We start from the raw sequence: 23,761 nt of genomic DNA, 5'->3' as shown, positions 1-23,761 counted from the left end.
GTTCCCATCCTTGGAGAATCTCCGGTTCCACTCTCTCGCTCGTATTTCTGAAGAGTCTAATGGTGTGAACTTGGGCTATGATCCGGGAGATTAATGCCCCTAGGGATACCATGCAAAGAGGAGAAGGGTGCAACAGATGTATTTACCATACTTAACAATAGTTGGGTTTTTTCAACTTTTTCATGAAGGTGGGCACTCTCAGACCCTCTGTCTTGTCCTGAAAAGCTGACTCAACCTTGCACAAAATAATATATTGCTAAAAATGCAGGGGCAACACATCGAACTCTAATTGGGTCGCTTTGAGCAAAATTAGTAGATAGCTACTCTCACACAGGCGTAATTACTTATTATGAAGTTTAAGCTCAACAGCTCTGGTGGCAGGTCATCTTGGCATTCTGGCAACAGAGAACGGGTCGGTTTAGAACGTTCCATCAAGACAATTGGACAGAGTACTCTGTTTTCACTGTGCATTGCTTTGAATTGGGTCGCTACACCGGCAACAGCCGCAGAACGTCTCACGCTGCGCTTAGGGCCATTTGAGCAATCTGTTGCGATATCCGAACTAGAAACCTTTGCCAAGACGGGCGAGTTGCCACCTAAACTTCAACCTTATGGTGTGGTACTGACCCCACAGGTACGGCAGATGCTGACCAAGCACTTGCAAATTGACCCCAACATGACTGAGAAATTTCTCAATGACCTCCTCCGTTCTTCTGATGGGGCAAGATTACTCGAAAAAATTGGTCTAGCTCTCCCCGAAAGCCGGGTCGATCAATTAAAAGCGGCGCTGTTTTTAGCCGCGAGGCAAGCTAATGGTCTGTCTGTAATCGGTTTCTTAAGGGCTTACCCAGAGGAGAACGTTACGATAGATGCCACTGAGGCGCTTTCCATCGCCCTCCAGTTCAATGCCTCCTATTGGCAAAGCATTGCCATTGGCCCGATGCTCAAGCAAGAGCTCGCTGTTACCGACGACGCCAGCTTCCGCCCTAGCTTCGATCCAACGGAACTCGGTTCTCAATACGTGCGCGAGCAGACCCTGATTCTGCGAGACTCACAACGACAGCGCACCATTCCCGTTGACCTCTACTCGGTACGAAAGACGGCTGGTCCCCTGGTCATTCTCTCCCACGGCTTTGGTTCAGACCGCAATTTCTTAACCTACATTGCCCGTCATCTAGCCTCCCATGGGTTCACTGTCGCTTCGATCGAGCATCCCGGCAGCAACTTGAGCTGGCTGAGTGGGATTTCCATCGGTGGCAATCCTGGTGATTTGTTATCCGCCTCAGAATTTATTGACCGTCCCAAAGATGTCAGCTTTGTGCTAGATGAGTTTGCCAAACTCAATCAGGCGGATGATAGCTCTTGGCAGGGCAAACTGAATACTCAACAAGTTACCGTGATCGGTCACTCCTTAGGAGGGTATACAGCCTTAGCCTTAGCTGGGGGAGAACTTAACTTAAAAGAGCTACGACAGTTTTGTAAAAACCGTAGCCCCATTGGACGCTCACCTGCCGACTGGTTTCAGTGTGCAGCCACTGATTTACCCGGTAATCAGATCGAACTCCGAGATCGGCGAGTGGTGCAAGTGATGGCACTTAACCCCATGACAGGACGCTTATTTGGCAATAAGGGTTTGGCTCAAGTGAGTGTCCCCACCTTAGTTTTGACCAGCACTGAGGATGCGATCGCACCTGCACTCGACCATCAACTGCGGTCTTTTTCTCAATTAGGCGGCCCCAAGTATCTGATTTCCGCGATCGGCGGCACTCATTTAAGTATTACTGACCGAGCTAATCTCAACGAAGCTCTAGCTCAAAGTACTCTCGTGAAAGAGCATATCGGTAAAGAAGCCGACCCGTTGCGGCAACTCCTCAAAGGAGTCAGTTTGGCCTTCGTTAAACAATTAACACCCGAGGCCCAACTTTACCAGCCGTTTTTATCCCCCGCCTACGCCCAATCTCTCTCAACTCCTACCATGGCTCTGCGGTTGAGTAAAGAATTACCGACCACAATGTCAACCTGGTTTCAAGTTCTAGCTGTTGGTAATCAACAGGTTGCTATCAGCTTGCCAAGAATGAATGAGTTTCCCGTGATTAGTGCGATTAAGTCATTCTTTTTCCCTTCTAATAAAGTTGTGAGGCGAGTGAGTTCGGATACAGAAAAGCTAAATCCAGTCTGTAAAGACTTGAACAATCATGACGAGAAACTTTCGACGGGTCTTAGTTGAAGGGTTGTCATTCCTCATCAGTTATTTATTTTTCCGGAGTCGAAGAGTTGTTAGCCGATTCATTATTAAAACCTAACCCCTAGTTCCCGACTTCATCTCACTACGCGCTAGCCTAAGTTCATTCGAGTACATGCTACGCCAAAGCTATCACTCTCATGTCCGGTTTCCTTCAGGGTTAGGGGAAACAAGAAAACCCTTCCCCGCATTGGGGAGGGGTTCTTCCAGGATGACTCAATCGAAATCGATATTTTAGTCATGCTCGATGGCACGGATGCTGATATCCATCGAACCGAATCGATTTGTGTCGATTAAGGCATTCAGGATTGCCATGTCTAACGCACAACCTGATTAGGATAAGCATTTAGCAGAAAAAAGCTGTAGCCATCGCTTCCAGCGAGAAGTCAATTTCTAGCCTGTATTTTCCTCTTTTTGTACTTATGAACACAGGCGATCTTAATACTAGACCCCTGCTTTGGATAGACGGTGGCTGAAGCTGTAGCCATTATCCTGCTTAAAGTAGAAAAAATTCTCCTATATCTCTCATGTTTAATTCCTTGACAAAAATAGGTGATTACGCCAAGGAAACTGTTCAATCCGCATCATTATGAATTCGGTTGAGCGATAGTAGGAATCACCTAAATCCTACCCTAATCCAGCTACTTTAATGGCGAACTGTCATGCTGAAGCCAGAAGATATTTTCTAGAGCTAAGAGACGTTCAAGAATTAAATTAACAACTCCAATAAGGTGATACTCGAACCATGACTATCGATCCAGATATCCACGTTGAGAAAACCGAGATTATCAACAAGTCGATTGAAGAACTTTATCGCTTTGTCGAAGAACTCGAACAACAGGTTAGAAAAGATTTACACCGCTTCAAACCAACGGAAGAAACTGACGATACTCCTACGATAAAAATAAAGTATGGGGTAGGAGAGATTAAAGGTTAATTGCTGACCTTTAATCTAAAGCCATAAATCTAACTGAAATTTTACAGAACCGCTATTGTCCATGTCGGCGAAATTCAATGATATCTTCTTTAATGGCAATCTCATAGCCTTCATAGAAGTCTTGTCCTAATAGACCTTCTTCCATTGCCGGTGGAGCGACAACAACTGACATATTTCTTTTGATCCGACCATCAATTTCCATCGATTTAAGAGTCGTTTTATAAACTACGACAGCTGCACCATCGGCGACAGTGACCATCGTTGAGCCTTGAGGTTTCAATTGCAACGAAAGGGCAATTTTTTGGGGGATGAGAGTAACAGTAGCCCCTGTATCAAAAAGCATTTCAAATTTCTGTTGATTATTGAAGTGAACTTCTACAATGGGTGTTCCCTGTCTTCGTCCTTTGATCGGGATGGAGAAAAACTGTGGATTGACATCACCCAGCGTGTTCTTTTTCGGTAGTGGAGCCGCTTTTTGCTTCGCGTCTGCTAGAGAAAGCTGATATTGGGACAGCTTTTTTTTAGCGATGGCGTGCTGAGGACTAGAAGCAGGCACCTGTTTTAATAAGTTAATCGCCTGTTGCCAGGAATTTGCTACGAGTTTCCAATCATCGCGGGACACAGCAGATTTACTGATGGTAGACGCACCAACCGCAATATCCATGGCGCGATTATAGGCTTCGGGATTGGCAGAGGGTGACACCTTTGGTGAGGGAGCTACCTTCGAGGCAAGCGCAAGCTTGGGTTTGAGAACTGAAGCTAGCTTAGCAGAGGGGCTGGCTGATGGACTGGCTGACACACTGGCTGATGGACTGGCTGATGGACTGGCTGACACACTGACTGATGGACTGGCTGACACACTGGCTGATGGACTGACTGACGCACTGGCTGATGGAGTGACTGATGGACTTGCTGATGGAGTGACTGATGGACTTGCTGATGGACTTGCTGATGGAGTGACTGAGACACTGGCTGAACTTTCAGAGGAGTTGCCGGAGCAGCCAACACTACTCAATGTCAAAAGACCGGATAGAATCAGCAGGCTGCCAGTATGGGTAGAAGGTTTCCACATGATTAATGGCTCTGTGTGAAGAGAGAAAATTGACGATATTCCCCAGTCTTATCTCTTTCGCTAGATAGATGTCAATCGCCAATTCTGCCTAGTTGTGAGGAACTCAAGATAAATTATCCGCACATGCTCCATCCATGACAGGAGCTAGCGTAGGAAAGTAGTGTAATTTTAGAGTTCAGACTTCGCTTTCTAGAAATCCTTGGTAAGAAGCTCGGCTTGGTGGATGACATAGAGGCGGAGATTCTTAGCCCATTTCGTTGTATTTTTTTCGTAGGCCAGGCTCTTCTTCATCACAACCGTTTGAGATGCAATGTTGTCGTGAGCGATCCGTGAAATGAGGCGATTATACCCAAATTCCAAGCCGTCATCATCACGGATTGCGTGTGCGGCTTCTGTTGCTAAACCTTGTCCCCAATATTTCTGATTAAGGCGTAGCCCATAGACTTCTTGACTCAAGTGTTATCTGCATGGGTTGTGCCTCTACTGTTCGAGGATTTAGGGAAAATTCCTGCTCACCGCGCCAGCAACAGCAGTAAATTGAAGGAAGACGGACAACATGTGTCTGGGCGAAGAGAATGATGCCGTTGGCAACATCAGAAAACCTAACCTCACACTTCCTCTCTCAAACCCTGACTGTTCGGCAAGAGAAGGAGGAGTAGCAATATTGTGTTCCCAACCCTTTCAAAAGGCCAGGAAAAGGGGACCTAAAAAGGTTATACGCTGCATTAATTGACCAACAAAATCGTTTCAATCTCCAGAGATAAATGAGTAATTTTAAATCAAAAACGCGCACAGCATGGAAGACGGCAACACAACAAACCCATTTTTAGACAGTAACCCACAGGACATTTTATACGGGCCGAGTATTCCCCAAGCCCCAGAAGGATTCAAATCCGGTTTTATCGGCATCATTGGACGCCCCAATGTGGGCAAATCAACGCTGATGAATGAATTAGTGGGACAAAAAATCGCCATCACTTCACCTGTCGCCCAAACCACGCGCAACCGTCTGCGGGGTATCCTGACGACACCAGAAGCGCAGATGATTTTTGTAGATACTCCAGGAATTCACAAGCCGCATCACCAATTGGGTAAAGTATTAGTACAAAACGCCCAAATTGCGATTGACTCGGTGGATGTGGTGCTGTTTGTGGTGGATGGAACGGTAGAAGCGGGAGGTGGCGATCGCTTTATCGTCGAACTCCTAACCCATACCCAAACACCTGTGATTCTCGGCATCAACAAATCTGATTTACAATCATCCCAGTCCCCGATTCAGGGGAAGTCCATCGATGAAAGTTACGCTCAACTTGCAGCACCCAACCACTGGAAAGTCACAAAATTTTCTGCTCTCACGCGTGAGGGGATGGAAGCTTTACAACAACTTTTAATCGATCATCTCGAATTGGGACCCTATTACTATCCCCCTGATTTAGTGACGGATCAACCGGAACGATTCATCATGGGGGAATTAATTCGGGAGCAAATTTTACTGCTCACTCGTGAAGAAGTACCCCACTCAGTGGCTGTTACGATTGATATCGTCGAGGAAGACCCAAAAATTACCCGTATTCTCGCGACTATCCATGTTGAACGCGATTCCCAAAAAGGAATTGTCATCGGCAAAGGTGGCAGTATGCTCAAACAAATTGGCAGCGCGGCTCGTGAGCAAATGCAAAAATTAATTGCGGGTAAAGTTTACCTAGAATTATTTGTCAAAGTAGTACCTAAATGGCGGCAATCTCGCCTTCAACTGGCAGAGTTTGGTTATCAGATAGAGGAATAATTGCTTTTGTCGTCAAACGATATAGCAAAAGGTAGACCGGATCTCATACGAGGACAGAAGGGATGCATATTGACGGGTCAAGGTTTCAGTATTTGGCTTTATCCTAATCGCCTTGGCGACTGCTAAAACTGAATTTTTAGTGGCAAATTTATGGACTAATTGTGTCCATCTAACCGACAATACCCAAACAAAACCCGCCCTTACTTCTGGAGAGAGGGCGGGTTTTAAATTATTTTTGTTTGTGTACCCATCGATTTAGGTTGATCAACCTGTCTCTATAACAATTCAGTCGAGTTCTTTTTACATCAACAAGACGTTGGTTACGTGTACCAAACACCAAGATCAAGGTTCAACTTGATTAGTTAAGATTACGGTCGTAGAGTTCGCCAGGTAGTCCCGACGGCTGCACTCCCTTCTCAGGATCGACGACAGCCGCTTTGGGAATCTCGATCACGGGTTGATTCAGTGCAATCTCTAAGGTTTCAGCCGTAGCATCAGGTTTTTGAGCAAACTGGGGCACCAATGAGCGACTACCGGGTAAAATCCCTGATAAAGCACTGACACATAGAGCAGCGATCGCGGCTCCCCCCCAGACTACTGTTCTTCGGTTCCGGCGTCTGTCAATGCGTGAGAAAACTTGCTCAGCTGTCTGTTGCCCTGTTGCGGCGGGGGCTGGCACGGGAAGCTCATATATTCCCTGACGCAGCTTCATTAGTCGAGTATACAAGTGCTGCATTGTTGAGTCAGTGGACAGCAACTCTTGCACTTGCTTGCGCTCTTCTGCCGTCACCTCACCATCAATGTACGCACTGAGCAATTCAAAGCGATCGCGCTGTAAGCTATCCATTTGTGTGACAGCTTTCTGTTTAGACTGTTTCCCAGCTTCAAAATTGGAGGTCATTTTCGTATCACCACTGAGTCATAGCAAGCGCCTATTGTACTGATATTTTATAGATTCCGTCATAAACCAACAACCCCCTATAGGGTAAGCGCTATCAGGAATCAGACGGATGCTCAGGCTTCCAAATAGGTTTGGAGCTGAGATTGTAGCCTCGCTCTGGCTCTGGCAATTCTCGACTTTACAGTCCCCAGAGAGACACCCGTGATTTCGGCAATCTCTTCATAAGCCATGCCTTCAATTTCTCTTAGGACGATGGTGGTGCGGAACACCTCTGGCAAGTCTGAGATCGCTTCGCGTAGCTGCTCATAAAACTCTCGTGTCGTCATGTCTTCTTCTGGATTGGGTGTTTCCGATGCAATTTCCCAATCCATTTCACCATCATCTAGGCGACGTGGGGCATCTAACGACAGAGGATTAGCCACTCGTTTGCGTTTACGCAGTTCATCGTAGAAGAGATTTGTGGCAATCCGACTCAGCCACCCCCGGAACTTCACAGGCTCATTTAACCGTTTGATGTTCCGGTAAACTCGAATCCAGACTTCTTGCGCCAAGTCCGCTCTGTCCTGCCAGTCTGGAGCGAGATGGTACAAAATCTTATCTACATGAGATTGGTACCGTCGTAAAAGCTCCGCAAAGGCAGTCCGATCAGGACTCAGTCCGTCCTGACAGCGCAAAATTAAGTCATAGTTAGAGAGTTTGTCAGGTTGCACCGATAGTTGAGGAGGTGTGACTTCACCTAATTGAGGAAGTGTGACCTCACCGGTTGACCAGGATAAAGAAATCGATTGGCTCATGGATGGAATGGGTGCTAGAACATCCTTCTTCTTCCCCAAGACGCCCGACTTTCACCAAGAGTTCCCGCATGAACAAGTAAATCTTTTATTTTACAAGGAATTTGTAAAACTTTAACTTGTAAACCACTAATTATGACTTTTAGAGAACTCAGCCGCATCCCCCAAAAGGATAGTTTTAGAAATTTCCCAAATGAGTTTCCCGAAAAATTGTGAGTACCTGCTTTCCACATCCCCACAATAGGTCGTTGAGGCAGAGGACTGTTGTTGAGTATCGTTGAGAAAGCGTACCTGCCAAATATCCCTATGGAGTTAGGGCGAAAGTGAGCAATCCCAGAAAGCGAATCACGATTCTCTTAGCAGAAGATGCGATTGCAGACCAAAGCTTGATGAAACAAGCCCTGAAAAGAAGCCGTCTACTCAACAATTTGTATATTGTGACAAATGGGGAGGAACTGCTGAACTATCTACATCGTCGGCACCAGTACAGCGACATAGCCACTTCACCCCGACCAGATTTAATCTTGGTGGATTGGCACCTGCCGAAAATAGACGGGCCAGAGGTGATACAAGCGATTAAGACTGACCCCAGCTTACGGCGCATCCCAATTGTGGTGCTGACGTCCTCAAGTTCTGAGCAAGATATCCGTCGTAGCTATGAGGTAGGAGCTAGTTCTTATTTCATCAAACCCATGACCTTTGACTCACTCGTCGAAGCGGTGAATACATTAGGAGAATACTGGTTTCATATCGTAGAACTACCGCCTGCTAACGATAATGCGTAACGATGGCTATAAATTACTCACTTAAGGCAAGCTGGATGCTAGTGTGCTTTGGATCAGCGTTCGTCTGGTTTACAGCGGCACAACCTAAGCTGAAGCCCGTGTCGGTCATTCCTAAACCCAAAGCGAAAATGGCACAGGTTTTACCCGCAACCTATTCTTTGAAGATGGCGATCGCCGCGCTCAGTTCTCGAATTGTGGTGGATTTGAGTGAAGCCCGCGTTTACAGCTACTGGGGGAAACAACTGATTGCGACTTATCCCGTTTCCGTAGGTCAACCTGGGTGGGAAACCCCCAAGGGCACCTTTAAAGTGTTACACAAGCAACTCAACCCAGTTTGGAAGCAACCGATTACGGGTGAGATTATCCCCACCGGCCCTGACAATCCATTAGGTGATCGGTGGATTGGTTTTTGGGCTGACGAACGCCATCATATCGGGTTTCATGGCACTAATAACGAAAAATTGGTGGGAAAGGCGATTTCTCACGGCTGCTTGCGGATGCGAAACAAGGATATTCAGGCGTTGTATAACCAAGTCAACCTAGGGACGCCAGTGATTGTTCGCCCATAAGAGAGGGTTGAATCTTGAAGCTTCTTTGAACAACGAACATTGAATGTTGGAACATTCAAGTGTATAATCTGCCAGCCGTCAACCGTTGTTTGGCTCAAAACTCCTGACTGATGACTTCTGACTCCTCCACCTCAAAATAATTGCTAGAGGGTTTTGCTTCAAAATCAGGGGCGTAAACTTGTAACAAGCTATTCACCTGCCTGAGAACATCATTTCCACCGCTTTTGCCCAATGCTTGACGTTCACAGCCAAAATCCGGTCGATCGAGGTTGCGAGTAAGGGCGGCACTAACTTGTTGGGTGATCAAGTCGTGAAGCTCTTCCTTGGCGCGCTGACGCTGGTATCTCGCCCCTTCTTCCGTGGTGGCATACAAAGGAGGAAGCCGATTCAAGGCGTAGGCGGCAATATCTCCGACATCGAGGATGCGATCGCTTTTCGCTTCGATTTCGGCCACTTGAGCTACTGCCTCTGTGAGCACCAGCTCCTCCATCACATTGATGAACTGCTTACGCGGAACGGCAACCACTTCGCCAGTTAACAGCGCCCCCATCAGGCGATCCAACGCCATATATTCTTCAATCGAAAGCTCCGAGGCTGTATCACAGATGCGACCTACCTCGGTTTCCATGACTGGGGTCAAGTAGCCATCTTGCAGAGCTTGTTCTACGATTTTTTCAATACTCATGACGTTGGAGTGTTTCCCGGTAGCTGCGTTTGAAGTGGAAAACTTGCCACAATCTTTATTTAAAACAATACAAAATCAAACCTAACTGGAGAAAACTTCCGCAAAACTTGAGAAAGCTTTACTCAAATCCTCGTTCTCGCCAAGGCGCTGGGTCAACAGAAATACCGTGAACATAGAGACCCCAATGTAGATGTGGCCCGGTAGACGCACCCGTTGAACCCACTGCACCAATTCTTTGACCGGGTTTCACAAGTTGCCCTTCCTGAACATCAATGCGCGAGAGGTGCATCATGATACTAGTGACGCCTTGACCGTGGTCAATTCCCACTACGTTACCATGTACCCGGAACCCTTCAGATACTCTTCCAACTAAGGCGACTCGACCAGCCGCCGGTGCCACAACTGGCGAACCCATGCCACCCGCATAGTCAACACCGCGATGGTAGTAATCCTTAGCAAACACACCATTGTAATAGCGGCGAATTCCATAACCCGATGACATGCGACCACTATTAGGCTTCACAAACGGCCCATTCCAATATTTTTCTGGCGTTTGTAGATTTTTGAAAGCGGCGACGCGAGCCAGTTCATGCTGCGTTGCTTTCGCCCCGGCTGCGCCTGAAAGCCGAATCCGTTGGGTGGGAAACGAACGATTTCGTAACGGCACAGTTAAGGTTTTGCTCTCACTCCCTCCTTGAACCTGAATCTGTACAGTTCCAGGCTTATCCAAAGGCGAGGTTGGCAACAAAGCTCGAAACGCTCCTGAACTCGTGACAAAAGTTGGGTAGGTCTTTTGCCCCATCTTAACCGTTGGCGTTCGGCTTAAGGTAGGGTCTTGCTGGACTGTTACAGACAAGGTGTCACCTAAGTGAGGATTAGACGGTGACAAGCGGACTTGTACCGCTCCTGCTGGCACAGCTAGGGTAACGAAGGCGGCAACTATGCCAAGAGCGAGACCGATTCGTACCCAGTTAGCGCGTTGACGTTGTACCCACAAAACAGCAACGGCAAACCAGTTGCGGCGGGGGCGCGATTGAGACAAAGTAGTCTTCGATGGCACAGGTCGTTCTTCCTATCGAGTTATTGACAATAGTTTAGCGACTCAATATAGCGATAGCCACTAATAGCCGATAGACTAGCACCTGCAAGGAAGAGTTTCCAACCGCTTTATTCAAATAGGACTGATACTCCCGCTAGCTCTGTGAAGAAAAGGAGAGTGGCGTGAAGGTGGCTCTTGTTGGAGGCAAATTTCTCAAATTCAGTCAGGGGGCTTCACTTTTACTGAAAGCTTGCGCTTTCGTATACCGAAAGGTAACAGCAGAGCTGGAAAAATTTGTATTCTAAAGTTTATATAGCTTAATAATTTTCTCAGAAAAGGAACCGGTGCAAGAAGACTTCAGACTAATCCTTGACTTCGTGTCCGTCCTCGCCGCCGCAGCGGCTGGTGGTCTATTTGCAGCGCTTTTGCGTCAACCTGCTCTACTGGGCTATATCCTGGGGGGAATCATTGTTGGCCCTGCGGGTCTGGGTTTGATTAAAGAATTAGTTCAAATCGAGACCCTGGCTCAGTTTGGAGTGGCGTTTTTGTTGTTTGCCTTGGGCGTTGAGTTTTCTCTGGCAGAATTGAAAAAAGTCCAGGCGATCGCCTTAGGTGGGGGCGGGCTACAAATTGCCTTAACTATCGTCATCACCACATTATTATCCCTGGGCATGGGCTGGGTGAGTACCCCCGCCAAGGGAGTCTTCCTGGGAGCGATTTTATCGTTGTCGTCTACCGCTGTCGTCCTCAAATGTTTGATGGAGCGCAACGAAACAGAGACGTCCCACGGACAGATCATGCTGGGGATTTTAGTGGTGCAAGACTTGGCATTGGGATTGATGCTAGCTGTCTTACCCGCCCTCGATCAACCCCCAGAAGCGATCGGTTTAGCCATAGGATTAGCGCTATTAAAAATTGCTTTATTTGCCGCCGGAGCCATAGCTGCCGGCATTTGGCTTATCCCCTACCTGTTGCGTCTCCTAGCTAAAACCGAGAGCCGAGAGCTGTTTTTGCTGGGGGTTGTTGCCCTGTGTTTGGGCATTGCGCTGCTGACGGAGCATTTAGGTCTTTCGATTGAGATGGGGGCGTTTGTTGCCGGTTTAATGATTAGTGAGGTGGAATACGCCGATCAAACGCTGACTTATGTAGAGCCGCTCCGGGATGTGTTTGCGGCTTTATTCTTTGCCGCGATTGGGATGCTCATCGATCCCCTTTTCCTCTGGAACAATCTAGAGTTGATTTTGGGGTTAGTCTGTTTGGTGTTAGTGGGTAAGTTTTTGATTATCACGCCTTTGGTGAAGGCGTTTGGCTATCCCTTAAAAACGGCAATCATTGTCGGTTTGGGGCTAACTCAGATTGGGGAATTCTCCTTTGTCCTCGCGAGTGAGGGACAGTTCCTGGGATTAGTGTCGCGTCGCGTTTACCTGTTGATTTTAGGCACAACGGCAGTGACATTGGTCGTTACCCCCTTTGTCCTACGTGTAGTACCTCTGGCGTTTAACTGGATAGAGTCACTCCCGTCCCTGAAGCGGTTTTTTGAACCCATGGAGGCTCCAAAAGAAGTATCTCCTGAAGTGTCGCAGCTCTTAGAACCTGTGGTGATTTGTGGTTACGGACGGGGCGGGCGTAATCTGGTGCGCTTGATGCAAGAGCATAATTATCCTGTATTGGTGATTGATCAGTCAGAGCGGGCGATTCAGCAATTGCGAGAGGCTCATATTCCCTATGTGTATGGCAATGCCGCTAGTTTGCATGTATTAGAAAAAGCAGGAGTCGAGAAGGCGCAGTCGCTGGTGATTGCGGTATCCGATCCAATGAGTACGCGCCTGTGTCTCAAGCGAGCGCTAGAACTCAATCCCGACCTTGATATTGTGGTTCGAGCCAATACGGAGCGAGATATTGAACTTTTGTATCAACTGGGGGCGAAAGAGGTGGTGCAGCCAGAGTTTGAAGCCAGTTTGGAATTGGCTACCCACTTACTCACGGGGATTGGCTTACCCGCTTCCATGATTCAACGGGAAATGGAGCAAATTCGTAATTCCCATTATCTCGATTTGCGCCCGGAGCAAGGGCCGGCTCAGATTGCACGGGATTTGCGTACAGCCACCGAGGCGATGAACAGCAAGTGGTATGCTCTACCGGAGAGTTCGCCACTCAGGGGTATGACTTTGGAAGAAGCCAACATTCGCCGCTTGACGGGCGTTAGCTTAGTCGCGATTCGTCGCGCCGAAGGGGAGGAAATTGACTATCCCAGTGAGCAAGCCCAACTTCAAGAAGGCGATCGCATTTTAGCTGTCGGAGAACCCGATGAACTTGCCGCTTTTAATGAACTGGCGAAGGGTGAAGTGGCGATTCCTGGCATCAATACCCCCTGCCAATGGTTGCTCGTTCCTGAAAACAGCCCAGCGCATGGGAAAACGCTTGCAGAGCTGCATTTACGCCGTCAGTACGGGGTACAGGTGCAAGCGATTCGCCGTGAAGGAAAGTTTATCCGCTTTCCCGATGGTCGTGCTGAAATTCGAGTGGGCGATCACCTGCTGCTGTGTGGTGGTAGCTATCCTCTGCGTCAATTACAACAGTGGCTAGCACCCGAACCTCAGCAATCTGTCGTGGCGATTCCGATCATCAAGGCTCCCGTGAGTGAAGTCTTGCAAGAGTATCTACCCCTCGATAGTCAGCGTCATGGAGATTGAACCGAAATCCGTTGAAAGTTAGAAAGTTAAAGATTGAAGGTTAATGTGCAACCTGTAACCTTCAACGTTCAACCTGCAACTGCTTTCATTGCCGCACTTGCAGAGAGCGACTCCCCATTTCTATCTCTTGGGGCTTGATGTAAGCCATGGCATGACGCCAAATAATCGTGCGTATCCCTTCTTGAGTGGCCAGACAGAGGCAATCTGAATCTTGCCACAGCAGTTGACCAATTAGCACATCCTGGGTCAAGAGTTTTACCTCGACTTCTTTTCCATCTTTAATCAATTCTTGAATTTGACGAACGCTCGGTAGACCTGTATCGAATTCAGCCATAATCAATTTTTAAAGCCGGAGCTCAATATGGAAATCGAATTTACAAAGTATCACGGTCTGGGGAATGACTTCATCTTGATTGATAATCGCGCTGACACGCAACCGATTATTACATCAGAGCAAGCGGTGCAGCTATGCGATCGCCATTTTGGGATTGGTGCGGATGGTGTCATCTTCGCTCTACCCGGAGAAGATGCAGGTGACTATACCATGCGAATTTTTAACTCCGATGGCTCAGAGCCAGAGATGTGTGGCAATGGGATTCGCTGTTTAGCTCAGTTTATTGCCGATCTGGAGGGGACAGAAGCTAAATCTGAGTATCGGATTCATACCTTAGCCGGTGTGATTATCCCTAAACTCGAAGGTGAGGGCAAAGTCAAGGTAGATATGGGAATGCCTCAACTTTTGGCGGCTCAAATTCCTACTACTTTAGCTCAAGCGGAGCAAAAGGCGATCGCTGTACCCCTGCAAGTGGCTGGACAATCCTGGGAGGTTACCTGTGTGAGTATGGGGAATCCTCACTGCATCACCTTTGTTGAGGATGTCGCCGCTATCCCCCTAGAAAAAATTGGCCCCCAGTTCGAGCATCACCCAGCGTTTCCCCAGCGAACCAATACGGAATTTATTCAAGTCGTGCGTCCCGATTATCTGAAGATGCGCGTGTGGGAACGTGGTGCTGGAGTGACCCTAGCTTGTGGCACCGGTGCCTGTGCGGCGGTGGTGGCCGGTGTTTTGACGGGCAAGAGCGATCGCAAGGCTACGGTAGAACTCCCCGGTGGCTGTTTGGAGATTGAATGGGCACAGCAAGACCAACGAGTTTACATGACTGGGCCAGCCGAGCGCGTATTTAGAGGTAAGCTCTAGCGATTTTGATGTTCTAGTACCAGAAGGCAGAAGGCAGAAGGCAAGAAAGTTTGTACACTAAGCTTTTTAACCTTTTTCAACTGGATGGTTATTTCTGCCACACTGCCCTAGTGCACCAGTTCATTAATGGTAGGGGCAATCCCTCGTGGTTGTCCTCTAAGTGAGGCGGGGAGTCGCAGAGATTTTTGCTCGTCTATTATTTCTGCCTAATTTTATTAGACGGCTCCCCCCGTTAACGAAAAGTTCTCTTATTTCCTTGGGTTGACAAAAGAGACAAAGTCCTTATATCCGAAGAAAGACGTTTTTTGTCAGAAAAAGTTACATTATTTAATTTAGAAGCCCTTGAAAAAGTGCGCTTCATACCCAGTTACCTTTTTTTAAAGTATCCTGCCTCACTCCGCGATCGCGCCGCGTTTCCAGAGGTAGAACTTCACTTAACCTAAAAAGCTAATAAAAAGCTAAGTGAAGAACGCAATTGGGTATTAGTAATCGTTTATTTTGTCTTGTATTGAGCGGAGTGTATATAGTGTTAGCGGATAAAGTACTAAGTACTGATGAACTAAGTCATCAGAGTACAGAAGCACTTAAACAAAAACTTTTGCAGCTTACGGCAAACCGAGATGCAGAACCGATAAAACAAAAAGTGCTGTTTTATAAAAATGAATTAGCACCGCTTGTTGAAGAGTTAAAGCGGAGAAATCCTTATCCCAGAGCTGAAGATCAAGTCTCCGTCGTACAGGGAGTATGGTCATCGGTTTGGTCTACTATCCCTTATCAAGACCTGCTGCCAGGACGGATAAGAGAGCAGTCTTACCAAATTTTTCATGACAATGGTTACTATGCCAATATGGCTCGCTACTCTCCGGGTCACAAAATACCTTTTTTGCAGAAATTATCATCCATTCTATTTGCTTATGATTTAATGGTGCTGCAAAAGTATGAAGTTCGAGAGGGTCAGTGGCAAATTCAGAATATTGGGATAGAACAAGCCTTTCGATTCGGAGCCATGCCTCTGAATATCGAACAGGCAGATCATTGGTTTACGAAAGTTGTCCAATCTAGGAAAAATAAATCATCCCAAACCCTAGATTCTCCACAAGCACCATCACTCGAAAATCTTGATAAAAGTACAGCCAAGAAATTAAAAACGGCCTTTTTGATGGTTCCCCAGTTTGAGCATCTCTATATTGACCCTGACTTCCGTGTGGTTAAGACTCAAAGAGAAGCCAAACAGCGACCTTCTTATACCATTGCCGTTCGCCTTCAATAAAAGAAAACCCCACCTGCACTTTGGGGCGGGTGGGGAGGCTGCAAGTTGTCTGTAGTGCTGTTTTTTTATATCTCTAGAGGGAATGTCACTTATGGAGTTGCTTGCATTAAGGAAATGGAAGCCTTCACTCAACCTGATCACGTCCTAAAGGTTAAGATCCTCTGGTGGAGTGTTCGGAGAAAACTGCTATGGCTGATTTAACGCGCCGACAATTTATCATTGCCTCTACGCTGGCAGCCGGGTTTGCACTAGCAGCACATCCGATTCTTGCCGAAGTGATCACCACCAATAGCAAAGGCTTGGTGGCAGGTGAAGTGAAAATACCTGTCAAGGATGGGGAGATTCCTGCTTATCGAGCCATGCCTGCCAAAGGCAACAAGTTCCCGATAGTGCTGGTTATCCAAGAAATTTTTGGCGTACATGAACACATGCAGGATGTATGTCGCCGCTTTGCCAAACTGGGGTATTTGGCGATCGCACCTGAAATGTTTGCCCGTCAAGGGGATGTATCCAAACTAACGGATGTTCAAGAAATTATCTCCAAAGTTGTCTCTAAAGTTCCTGACGCTCAGGTAATGTCCGATCTGGATGCAACCGTCGCTTGGGCGCAAAAGTCGAGTAAAGGAAACATCAATAAATTGGGAATTACAGGTTTTTGCTGGGGTGGCCGCGTGACTTGGCTCTATAGTGTTCACAACCCGAAAGTAAAAGCAGGAGTCGCCTGGTACGGACGCTTAGTGGGTGAGTCTAATTCCCTCACTCCCCAGTACCCTGTTGATATGGCGGCTAAGTTGAAAGTGCCTGTATTGGGACTCTACGGTGGCAGTGATAATGGGATTCCCGTTGCAACTGTGGAACAAATGCGCGAGGCGCTCAAAGCTGGAAACAGTGGTTCGGAAATTATCGTTTATCCAGATACACCCCACGCCTTCTTTGCTGACTATCGTCCTTCCTATCGCCAAAAACAGGCACAAGACGGTTGGAAACGCCTACAAGCTTGGTTCAAACAGCATGGTGTTGCGTGAGTTCTTGAGGAAGATCACGAGTGTAATCGCCATCCCGGATACAGCCACCCATCTGCCTGTTTCCTTCTGAGAACTGCTAAACTATCGCCATCTTCATAGAACTAGAATGGTGTGACCAAGATGAGTCAACTGCACTGCCCTAAATGTCAAGGAAGTCTCGAATCAGTGGTTTATTCGGAGATTGAAGTAGACCGCTGTACCAACTGTCAAGGAATTTGGTTTGATTCCCAAGAGGCTCAGGAACTGAAGAAAATGAAAGGCGCTGAGAGTATAGATGTTGGTGACGCTTCAACAGGCAAAAAATTCGATGAAATTAAGACAATCAATTGCCCTAAATGTCAGACTCAAATGACGAAAATGGTTGATCTCAAGCAGTCTCATATCCGGTACGAAAAATGTCCGGTTTGCTATGGTGTTTGGTTTGATGCGGGGGAATTTAAGGATTATAAGGAAGAGAATTTATCAGATGTTTTTAAGAGTATCTTTAGCTAAGAAAGACGCTGATCAGAAAAAATGAGAAAGGAGAAACCATAGAAGAATAACCCTTCTCCTTGCTCGATTGACTTCCTCCTACCCATTCAATCACAGGCAGCTTATCCAACAGCATTCAATTGCCGAATCTTTTGCAGCAAAGCTGCCTTCACTTTTTCATATTCTGTTTCTATTTGTGATACCAAGGTTGTTGCTTCTGCCCAATTTCCCATAGGCTTAAGCGCTTCCAGAACCCCGCAAATTTGAGCCAGATGGGTCGCACCTAAAGTGGCACTCGTTGACCTGAGAGTGTGAGCGGATCTCTTTAACACGATCGCCTCATTGGTATCAACCGCTACGCGGTGAAGCTGCGCTAGTGCTGTGTGCATCGCTTGCAACAGCTTGGGTGTTTCTTCTACGTAGCTATCAATCACGCTTTCCAAGATGCCATCATGGTTGATCATTTCACGTAATTCTTGAAAAACGGCGACATCTATGATTTCCTCAGAGGCATCGGAAGTTGCAGATTGAATGAACGTTGTTCGCGTAGCGTTCTCTGTAGAGGTATATTCCGGGTTGGAAGGTTGAATCTTACCTTCAGAACGTTCAACCTGCAACGAGCTAACCTTTAACTCTTCTCGGCACTTGCTTAAGGCACGAACGAGTTCCTCCATACGGATCGGTTTACTGATGTAATCATCCATACCTGCCTCCAAGCACATCTCGCGATCGCCTTGCATGGCATTTGCGGTCATGGCAATAATTCGAGGACGCTTGTTGGATTTTGGATTTTGCTGTCTTGGGAGTTTCTCCGGTGGGCGGGTTGTGGATGTTGCAGGGTTGGAGGGCTGGTTCGTGTCTGTTTGAGCAACCTCAGGAAATGCGATGTTTAAATTCTCGCCAGCATCCGCTAATTCCCCAGCGAAAGATGGCTCTTGGCAAATACGACGTGCGGCAGTTAAGCCATCCATCTCCGGCATCTGCACATCCATAAACACTACATCATAAGATTGACGATGCAGAGCTTCGAGCACCTCTAAACCATTGCCCACCACATCGGCGCGATACCCCAGTCGTTGCAACAAGTGTAACGCGACCTGCTGATTGACCACATTATCCTCCGCCAACAGAATCTTGAGAGGCAATTTGTGAGCTAAGTTAGAGTCAATTTCGGGGTACAGGGAACAGACAGGACGCACTTTAATCGGCTGTCCGAGCAGAACTTGATTCAAGCTCTCGTAAAGCTGGGACTGTTTAATCGGCTTATTCAAAAACGCCGCAAACTGATTCATTTGGCTGGGGTCGCTGCTTTCCGGCTTGCCGATTGAGGTCAACATCACCAGAGGTAACTCTTGGTAAGCGCGCTTCTTGCGAATTTCGGTGGCTAACGTCAGTCCATCCATCCCCGGCATTTGCATATCCAGAATCGCCAAGTCGAAAAACTCTCCCTGACACAGCCAATCCAAAGCTTCCATGCCAGAGTGAGCCGCACGGGTCAACATGCCCCAAGATTGTCCTTGTAGGGTCAAAATTTGGCGATTCGTGGCATTATCATCGACAATCAGCAGTCGTTTTCCTTCAAGCTGAGGTTGAGCCACATCCAGACCCGTGGGAGTGGTGCTAGACACGGCATGAGCGAGTACAGTGAAGTAAAAGATCGATCCTTTACCCATTTCGCTTTCTACCCAGATTCGACCCCCCATCATTTCGCATAAGCGTTTAGAGATTACCAAACCTAGACCCGTGCCGCCGTAGTGGCGACTAGTCGAGGAATCCACTTGGCTAAAGGGTTGGAACAGGCGATCCAAGCGTTCCGTAGGAATACCTATACCCGTATCTTTGACCGCGAATTGAATTTCGTAAAACGGGTAGGGGGCAGGATGAAAGCTAACAGAGCTTAACCTTCCCTGGCGCAACCCAGGATAACAGGGTTTATCGGTCTGAGGCTGCGTGTTTGGGGATGGAGAGATTGAAAATCTTGGGTCGTTGTCAGCCAACTCCGTACCCATTTCATCCTTTAGGGGTATCCCCTTGGCTGTTACTGAAACAGTGACTTCTCCACGGCGAGTGAACTTAACCGCATTACTGAGCAGATTGACCAAAATTTGACGCAGGCGAGTCACGTCTCCGGCAATGGTGATGGGAGTTTGCGAGTCAATCAGATAAGCTAACTCCAGCTCTTTTTCTGCGGCTTTGGCCGCCAGAAGGTCGAGGGATTCCTCAATACACATACGCAGTTTGAAGGGTTGTTCCTCCAGTTCCAGCTTGCCTGACTCAATTTTGGAGAAGTCGAGAATGTCATTAATAATCGTGAGGAGTGCCTCACCACTATTGCGAATTGTTTCCACAAACTGATGCTGTTGCGGCGTGACTTCTGTGTCGAGCAGCAGTCCAGTCATGCCAATTACGGCATTCATCGGAGTACGGATTTCGTGGCTCATGGTCGCCAAGAATTCGCTTTTGGCGCGATTGGCGGCCTCGGCGGCCTGTTTGGCTGTTTCCAAGGCGATGTTTTGCTCAGCTAGTTGCTCGCGTTGGCGCTTTTCTTGCTCCAGGAGTCGGGCTTGAGCCAAGGCAATTCCCACTTGATCGGCAACGGCTTCTAACAGTTCAATTTCATCGCTAGTCCAGTCGCGCCAAGAGTCACACTGATGTAGGCAAATGACTCCATTGGGTTCTCCCTGAGACGAGGTACGAATCGCCAGCATGGATTTCAAACCGATTTGTTGGCATAGGGGGATCGCGGCTTGCAGCAAGGGGTCGGTGTAGATATTGGGGGACGCGATCGCCGAATCTTGAATGAGCAGCCTTTGCATATGAGGATTGCCACTCACAGGGACGGTCAAATCCAGAATTGACTGATATCCCGGTTCTAAATATTCAGTCACAAAAGGAACTTGGGGCGTTGGTGTGGCTACATAAGTATGAATCACACAGCGGTTGACGCGAAAAGCTTGACCAATTTGCGCCACTGTGGTATTAAGAATTTGGTAGGTATCCAAGCTTTGGCGAATTTCTTGGGTAATTTGCTTGAGCAACAAGGCTCGATGCACTTGCCTCTGAAGGGCAGTTTTATGTTCACGCAGTCCCTCTTCCACCCGCTTGCGTTCAGCCAGTTCGGATTGCACCTGCTGATACAGTTCCGATTGCTGAACCGCGATCGCGACTTGAGTTGCCAGTTGCTGCAACAGCTCAACTTCCAGAGATTGCCATTTCCGAATGCCATTACAGTGATGAGCAATCAACAATCCCCACAGCTTTTCTCCTTGTAAAATCGGTACGGTCAGAGACGCCGAAACCTGGAGCTGAGCTAAGAAATCAATGTAACACGGTGTTAAACCCGCCTGGTAAATATCCTCGATAACCCCAATACGGCCTTGTTGGTAGAGATGGGTATAATCTTGGCTAAAGCACGGGTCATAAATCGTGCTACCCAAAATCGCTGTCCACCCCTGTCCCACAGACTCCACAGCAACCACACCACTCCAGTCGGGATTGAAGCGATAAACGATGACCCGATCCGTCTGAAGGAACTGCCGGACTTGTGTAGCAGTGGTATTGAGGATTTCTTGGAGTTCCAGAGACTGACGAATCCGCCGTGCGATCTCACTGACTAACCGTTCTCGTTCCGCCTGCTGTTGCAGAGTGATTTCGGCTCGCTTGCGTTCGGTAATGTCGGTACTCGTGCCAATCAGACGGTAGATGCACGACTGAGCATCCAGCAGTGGGGTGAGACTGGTGATCCACCACGTCTCTGTCCCGTTGAAGAGCAGACATTCTTCATAAGAAATTGTCGTTCCCGCCTCAACACAAGATTGATAGCGATCGCGCACAGCCCTAGCCGATTCTAACGGCAGCACCTGTTCAGGAGTCTTGCCGCAAAGTTCCTCAGAGGGAATGCCTGTAAGCTCTTCATGAGCTGGGTTCAAGCCGACATAACGAAATTCCCCATCCTCCAAAACATCGATCACAAAGATGGACTTTTCCACCCCATCGTAGATACTGCGTAAAAACTGTTCGTTCTGTCGCAGTTCCTCCTCTGTTCGCTTGCGCTCAGTAATGTCGCGCACGATACAAACGGCTTCATCCGCACCGCTGTTTACGATACGCACCTCATAATTCCTGACCCCATCCGATTGGTCTAATTCCAGCTCATAGGTTTGTAATTCCCCGGTTGCCACAGCCACTTGCAGCAGCTTGATATGACGCTGTTTTAGCGCTTCCGGTATCGGTACATCCCAAAAATGAGATGTGCTCGGCGTTTCGGAGGGAACGATCAAATTGCCATCTTTTAACTTGAAATCCAAATAAGTCCCATCCACCCGTTGGCGGAACATCAGATCCGGAATCGCATTCAACAGCGCCCGGATGCGCTCTTCACCTTGGCGCAGGGCTTCCTGAGCCGTAACCAAATCGGTAACATCCGTATGGGTACCTACCATGCGGACAACTTTTCCCTGATCATCTTTCAGGTGAGTGGCTCGCGAAAGGATGTAGAGTAAAGAGCCGTCTTTATGATGGAAGCGTTGCGTCACAATGAAGCGAGATGCTTGACCCCCTTGAAAATTATTCATTAGTTTCAAGGTAGCCATGGGATCGGCGTCAGAGATGACTTGTTCCCAGGAAAGCAATTCATTGGGCTGTTCATAGTCGAGGTCGCCCAGCATCTCCTTGCAGCGCGGAGAGTAGTACATTTCTCCCGTTTGAAGATTCCAGTCCCAAAGACCGTCGTTGGCAGCGTAAGTGACTAATTCCAAGCGTTCTTGCGCTTTTTTGAGTTCGTCTAAGGTACCGTGACAGCAGGTTTCCTGATTGGGCTGCGCCTCTGGATCGGAAGTTTCAGGTGTAGGAGATGAAGCAGAAACTTCACTGTTGCTTGGGTTCGGATTCCCCTCGAATGGTTCCGGAGAAAGCATGGGATCGTTGCTATTTTCTCCTTGATTTTTTTCAACCGCTGGCTGGTGAAACCTCTGCGGCGATAATCCCCCATGAGCGCGTTGAAGTTTCTCGGCTTGCTCCTCAACAGTTTGCTGTAATGTGTCAATAACGCCCAGCATTTGCATCGGATCGAGCGATCGCAACAGCTCTTTTGGCCTAAAAACTCCCAGCCACTCTTTTCGTTCTCCATACACCAGTGCGTGTTGAATCTGCCACTGCTGCAAGTGTTGATGAGCCGTCCACAGAGAATCGTCTGGACTCAAGCCCAACAACGGCGTCCTCATCACCATATGCGCCTGAGTTTGGGATAAGTCCAGCCCCAGGAGAGATAACTGGACAAGCTGAACAAGGTCACGTTCTGTAACGATTCCCACCGGGGTTGATGGCTGTTCGGAGCATTTCTCAGCGGAATCTAGGGTTGTTGCGGAACGTTCAACGTTCGACGAGCCTACATTTAACCCTTCTTCCGTCAGCACCACATAACTTTCTCGCTCTTGCAGCATGAGCTGGGCGAGGTTCAAAATCGAGGTACTCCAGGGTGCTTGAATCACTGTAGGAGTTATGGCGGCTGAGACACGTTGCCATTTCAGAAGATTCAGAGGTGGCAGTCCTCGACAAAGGCTGTCAACTGTAATCATCCCCATGAGTTGACCTTGAGGGTCTAAAACGGGTAGATGGCTGATTTGATGTTGATGCAACAGCGAGATGACCGTGAACAGGTTGCACGAATCGGAAAGCGTTAGGGTGACAACTGGTGGGGTCATCACGTCGGCAATCTTGATTTCTCTCAAGTTCACCTCGGAAGCGGTTAGGCGAACGAGGTCTTGTGCTGTAAATATCCCCAGTAAGCGATGGGCTTTACCGATGCGCTTGCTGCCCAAGGGAGAGGCACTCGTTAACGTGCGATCGCCTTCTATGACTAAGACACAGGTGGCTGGTGCAAGCGTCATACAGCTTGCCCTGGAGGGTTGCCTGCCTGTACCGTGAGCTGAGTGCTGAGTATGATCGAGGCACGATGACCCAACACTGGACAAACAACTGGTTCTTCGCCCTTGACCCATTAAAGCAATGATGTTGCTCAAGGGAGTGTCAGGAGCCGTGATCAGGGGGTAAGGGTCAATTAGATGCTCTAGGGTAGGCAAGGTGATTGGAGCAGTCTCAGTCTGCATAGAGAGGTTTAATTGTGCGAGATGTGATAGACGCAGACCTTTCTTGGTTATAGTTCAAATTTTTCCGCTTCCCCAAAAGCACTTTAAAAAAACATCAAAAAAATTAATTATGATTTATTAATAAACTTTCGGGAAAGTCAGTAAATATATCTAAATTATGGACATAGATAGGCTTAGCGTGCTAGAGCGC

At 47.9% G+C, this 23,761-nt stretch carries 20 protein-coding genes; 12 read left to right on the top strand and 8 right to left on the bottom strand.

The genetic code is table 11. The annotated features are described in order from the left end of the window. Window positions 1-349: 349 nt before the first annotated feature. Window positions 350-2,227, top strand: coding sequence for an alpha/beta hydrolase (locus tag NDI48_10290; GenBank protein MEP0831595.1), 1,878 nt, complete (start codon window positions 350-352; stop codon window positions 2,225-2,227). 760 nt (window positions 2,228-2,987) lie between these two features. Beyond that, window positions 2,988-3,179: a hypothetical protein gene (locus NDI48_10285; GenBank protein MEP0831594.1), complete on the top strand. Its 192-nt coding sequence runs from the start codon at window positions 2,988-2,990 to the stop codon at window positions 3,177-3,179. A 52-nt stretch (window positions 3,180-3,231) separates the two neighbouring features. Here the strand turns inward: NDI48_10285 and NDI48_10280 are convergent, their stop codons facing one another. After that, the gene (locus NDI48_10280; GenBank protein MEP0831593.1) at window positions 3,232-3,882 is read right to left on the bottom strand and encodes a retroviral-like aspartic protease family protein; all 651 of its coding nucleotides are present in this window, start codon (window positions 3,880-3,882) and stop codon (window positions 3,232-3,234) included. Here NDI48_10280 and NDI48_10275 point away from each other — a divergent pair. Continuing rightward, window positions 3,866-4,270 carry a hypothetical protein gene (locus NDI48_10275; GenBank protein MEP0831592.1) on the top strand — a complete coding sequence of 135 codons (405 nt, stop codon included), beginning with the start codon at window positions 3,866-3,868 and terminating at the stop codon, window positions 4,268-4,270. The two genes, NDI48_10280 and NDI48_10275, sit on opposite strands and share 17 nt — an antisense overlap. A gap of 170 nt (window positions 4,271-4,440) precedes the next feature. Here NDI48_10275 and NDI48_10270 read toward each other — a convergent pair whose 3' ends face one another. Further along, window positions 4,441-4,707 carry a GNAT family N-acetyltransferase gene (locus NDI48_10270; GenBank protein MEP0831591.1) on the bottom strand — a complete coding sequence of 89 codons (267 nt, stop codon included), beginning with the start codon at window positions 4,705-4,707 and terminating at the stop codon, window positions 4,441-4,443. Between the two features lie 340 nt (window positions 4,708-5,047). Here NDI48_10270 and era point away from each other — a divergent pair, with 340 nt between their 5' ends. Further along, window positions 5,048-6,037: a GTPase Era gene (gene era, locus NDI48_10265; protein ID MEP0831590.1), complete on the top strand. Its 990-nt coding sequence runs from the start codon at window positions 5,048-5,050 to the stop codon at window positions 6,035-6,037. A gap of 358 nt (window positions 6,038-6,395) precedes the next feature. Here the strand turns inward: era and NDI48_10260 are convergent, their stop codons facing one another. Further along, window positions 6,396-6,938 carry a zf-HC2 domain-containing protein gene (locus tag NDI48_10260; protein MEP0831589.1) on the bottom strand — a complete coding sequence of 181 codons (543 nt, stop codon included), beginning with the start codon at window positions 6,936-6,938 and terminating at the stop codon, window positions 6,396-6,398. Between the two features lie 113 nt (window positions 6,939-7,051). Beyond that, window positions 7,052-7,732 carry a sigma-70 family RNA polymerase sigma factor gene (locus NDI48_10255; GenBank protein MEP0831588.1) on the bottom strand — a complete coding sequence of 227 codons (681 nt, stop codon included), beginning with the start codon at window positions 7,730-7,732 and terminating at the stop codon, window positions 7,052-7,054. Window positions 7,733-8,052: 320 nt separating this feature from the next. Between NDI48_10255 and NDI48_10250 the strand changes: the two genes are divergently transcribed. Beyond that, window positions 8,053-8,514, top strand: coding sequence for a response regulator (locus NDI48_10250; GenBank protein ID MEP0831587.1), 462 nt, complete (start codon window positions 8,053-8,055; stop codon window positions 8,512-8,514). A 2-nt stretch (window positions 8,515-8,516) separates the two neighbouring features. After that, a complete protein-coding gene (locus tag NDI48_10245; GenBank protein ID MEP0831586.1) occupies window positions 8,517-9,083 on the top strand; it encodes a L,D-transpeptidase in 567 nt (188 codons plus the stop codon). Between the two features lie 94 nt (window positions 9,084-9,177). Here the strand turns inward: NDI48_10245 and NDI48_10240 are convergent, their stop codons facing one another. Together NDI48_10240 and NDI48_10235 are read right to left on the bottom strand one after the other, a co-directional pair. After that, window positions 9,178-9,768 (bottom strand): late competence development ComFB family protein, encoded by a 591-nt coding sequence (locus NDI48_10240; GenBank protein ID MEP0831585.1) that lies wholly within the window; start codon window positions 9,766-9,768, stop codon window positions 9,178-9,180. 118 nt (window positions 9,769-9,886) lie between these two features. Continuing rightward, window positions 9,887-10,828 (bottom strand): M23 family metallopeptidase, encoded by a 942-nt coding sequence (locus NDI48_10235; GenBank protein MEP0831584.1) that lies wholly within the window; start codon window positions 10,826-10,828, stop codon window positions 9,887-9,889. 323 nt (window positions 10,829-11,151) lie between these two features. Between NDI48_10235 and NDI48_10230 the strand changes: the two genes are divergently transcribed. Continuing rightward, window positions 11,152-13,500, top strand: a complete 2,349-nt coding sequence (locus NDI48_10230) for a cation:proton antiporter (GenBank protein MEP0831583.1) — start codon at window positions 11,152-11,154, stop codon at window positions 13,498-13,500. Window positions 13,501-13,585: 85 nt separating this feature from the next. Here the strand turns inward: NDI48_10230 and NDI48_10225 are convergent, their stop codons facing one another. After that, complete coding sequence (locus NDI48_10225; protein MEP0831582.1) at window positions 13,586-13,834, bottom strand: RNA-binding protein hfq; 249 nt, start codon at window positions 13,832-13,834, stop codon at window positions 13,586-13,588. 27 nt (window positions 13,835-13,861) lie between these two features. On the opposite strand from NDI48_10225, the gene dapF reads away from it, so the two are divergent. From dapF to NDI48_10200, 5 genes are all read left to right on the top strand, one after another. Next, window positions 13,862-14,698 (top strand): diaminopimelate epimerase, encoded by an 837-nt coding sequence (gene dapF, locus NDI48_10220; GenBank protein ID MEP0831581.1) that lies wholly within the window; start codon window positions 13,862-13,864, stop codon window positions 14,696-14,698. Window positions 14,699-15,003: 305 nt separating this feature from the next. Beyond that, on the top strand, window positions 15,004-15,141 hold the full coding sequence (locus tag NDI48_10215; protein ID MEP0831580.1) for a hypothetical protein: 138 nt from the start codon (window positions 15,004-15,006) through the stop codon (window positions 15,139-15,141). A gap of 74 nt (window positions 15,142-15,215) precedes the next feature. Then, the gene (locus NDI48_10210) at window positions 15,216-15,968 is read left to right on the top strand and encodes a hypothetical protein (protein ID MEP0831579.1); all 753 of its coding nucleotides are present in this window, start codon (window positions 15,216-15,218) and stop codon (window positions 15,966-15,968) included. Window positions 15,969-16,156: 188 nt separating this feature from the next. Then, window positions 16,157-16,993 (top strand): dienelactone hydrolase family protein, encoded by an 837-nt coding sequence (locus NDI48_10205; GenBank protein ID MEP0831578.1) that lies wholly within the window; start codon window positions 16,157-16,159, stop codon window positions 16,991-16,993. A gap of 120 nt (window positions 16,994-17,113) precedes the next feature. Continuing rightward, window positions 17,114-17,485, top strand: a complete 372-nt coding sequence (locus tag NDI48_10200) for a zf-TFIIB domain-containing protein (protein MEP0831577.1) — start codon at window positions 17,114-17,116, stop codon at window positions 17,483-17,485. Window positions 17,486-17,586: 101 nt separating this feature from the next. On the opposite strand, the gene NDI48_10195 is transcribed toward NDI48_10200, so the two are convergent. Next, complete coding sequence (locus tag NDI48_10195; protein ID MEP0831576.1) at window positions 17,587-23,571, bottom strand: response regulator; 5,985 nt, start codon at window positions 23,569-23,571, stop codon at window positions 17,587-17,589. Window positions 23,572-23,761 lie beyond the last annotated feature (190 nt).

Source organism: Microcoleus sp. AS-A8, from assembly GCA_039962225.1.
In the GTDB taxonomy this organism is placed as follows: domain Bacteria; phylum Cyanobacteriota; class Cyanobacteriia; order Cyanobacteriales; family Coleofasciculaceae; genus Allocoleopsis.
The sequence above is the reverse complement of the archived record's forward strand: the minus strand, read 5'-3'. Positions and strand labels throughout refer to the sequence as shown.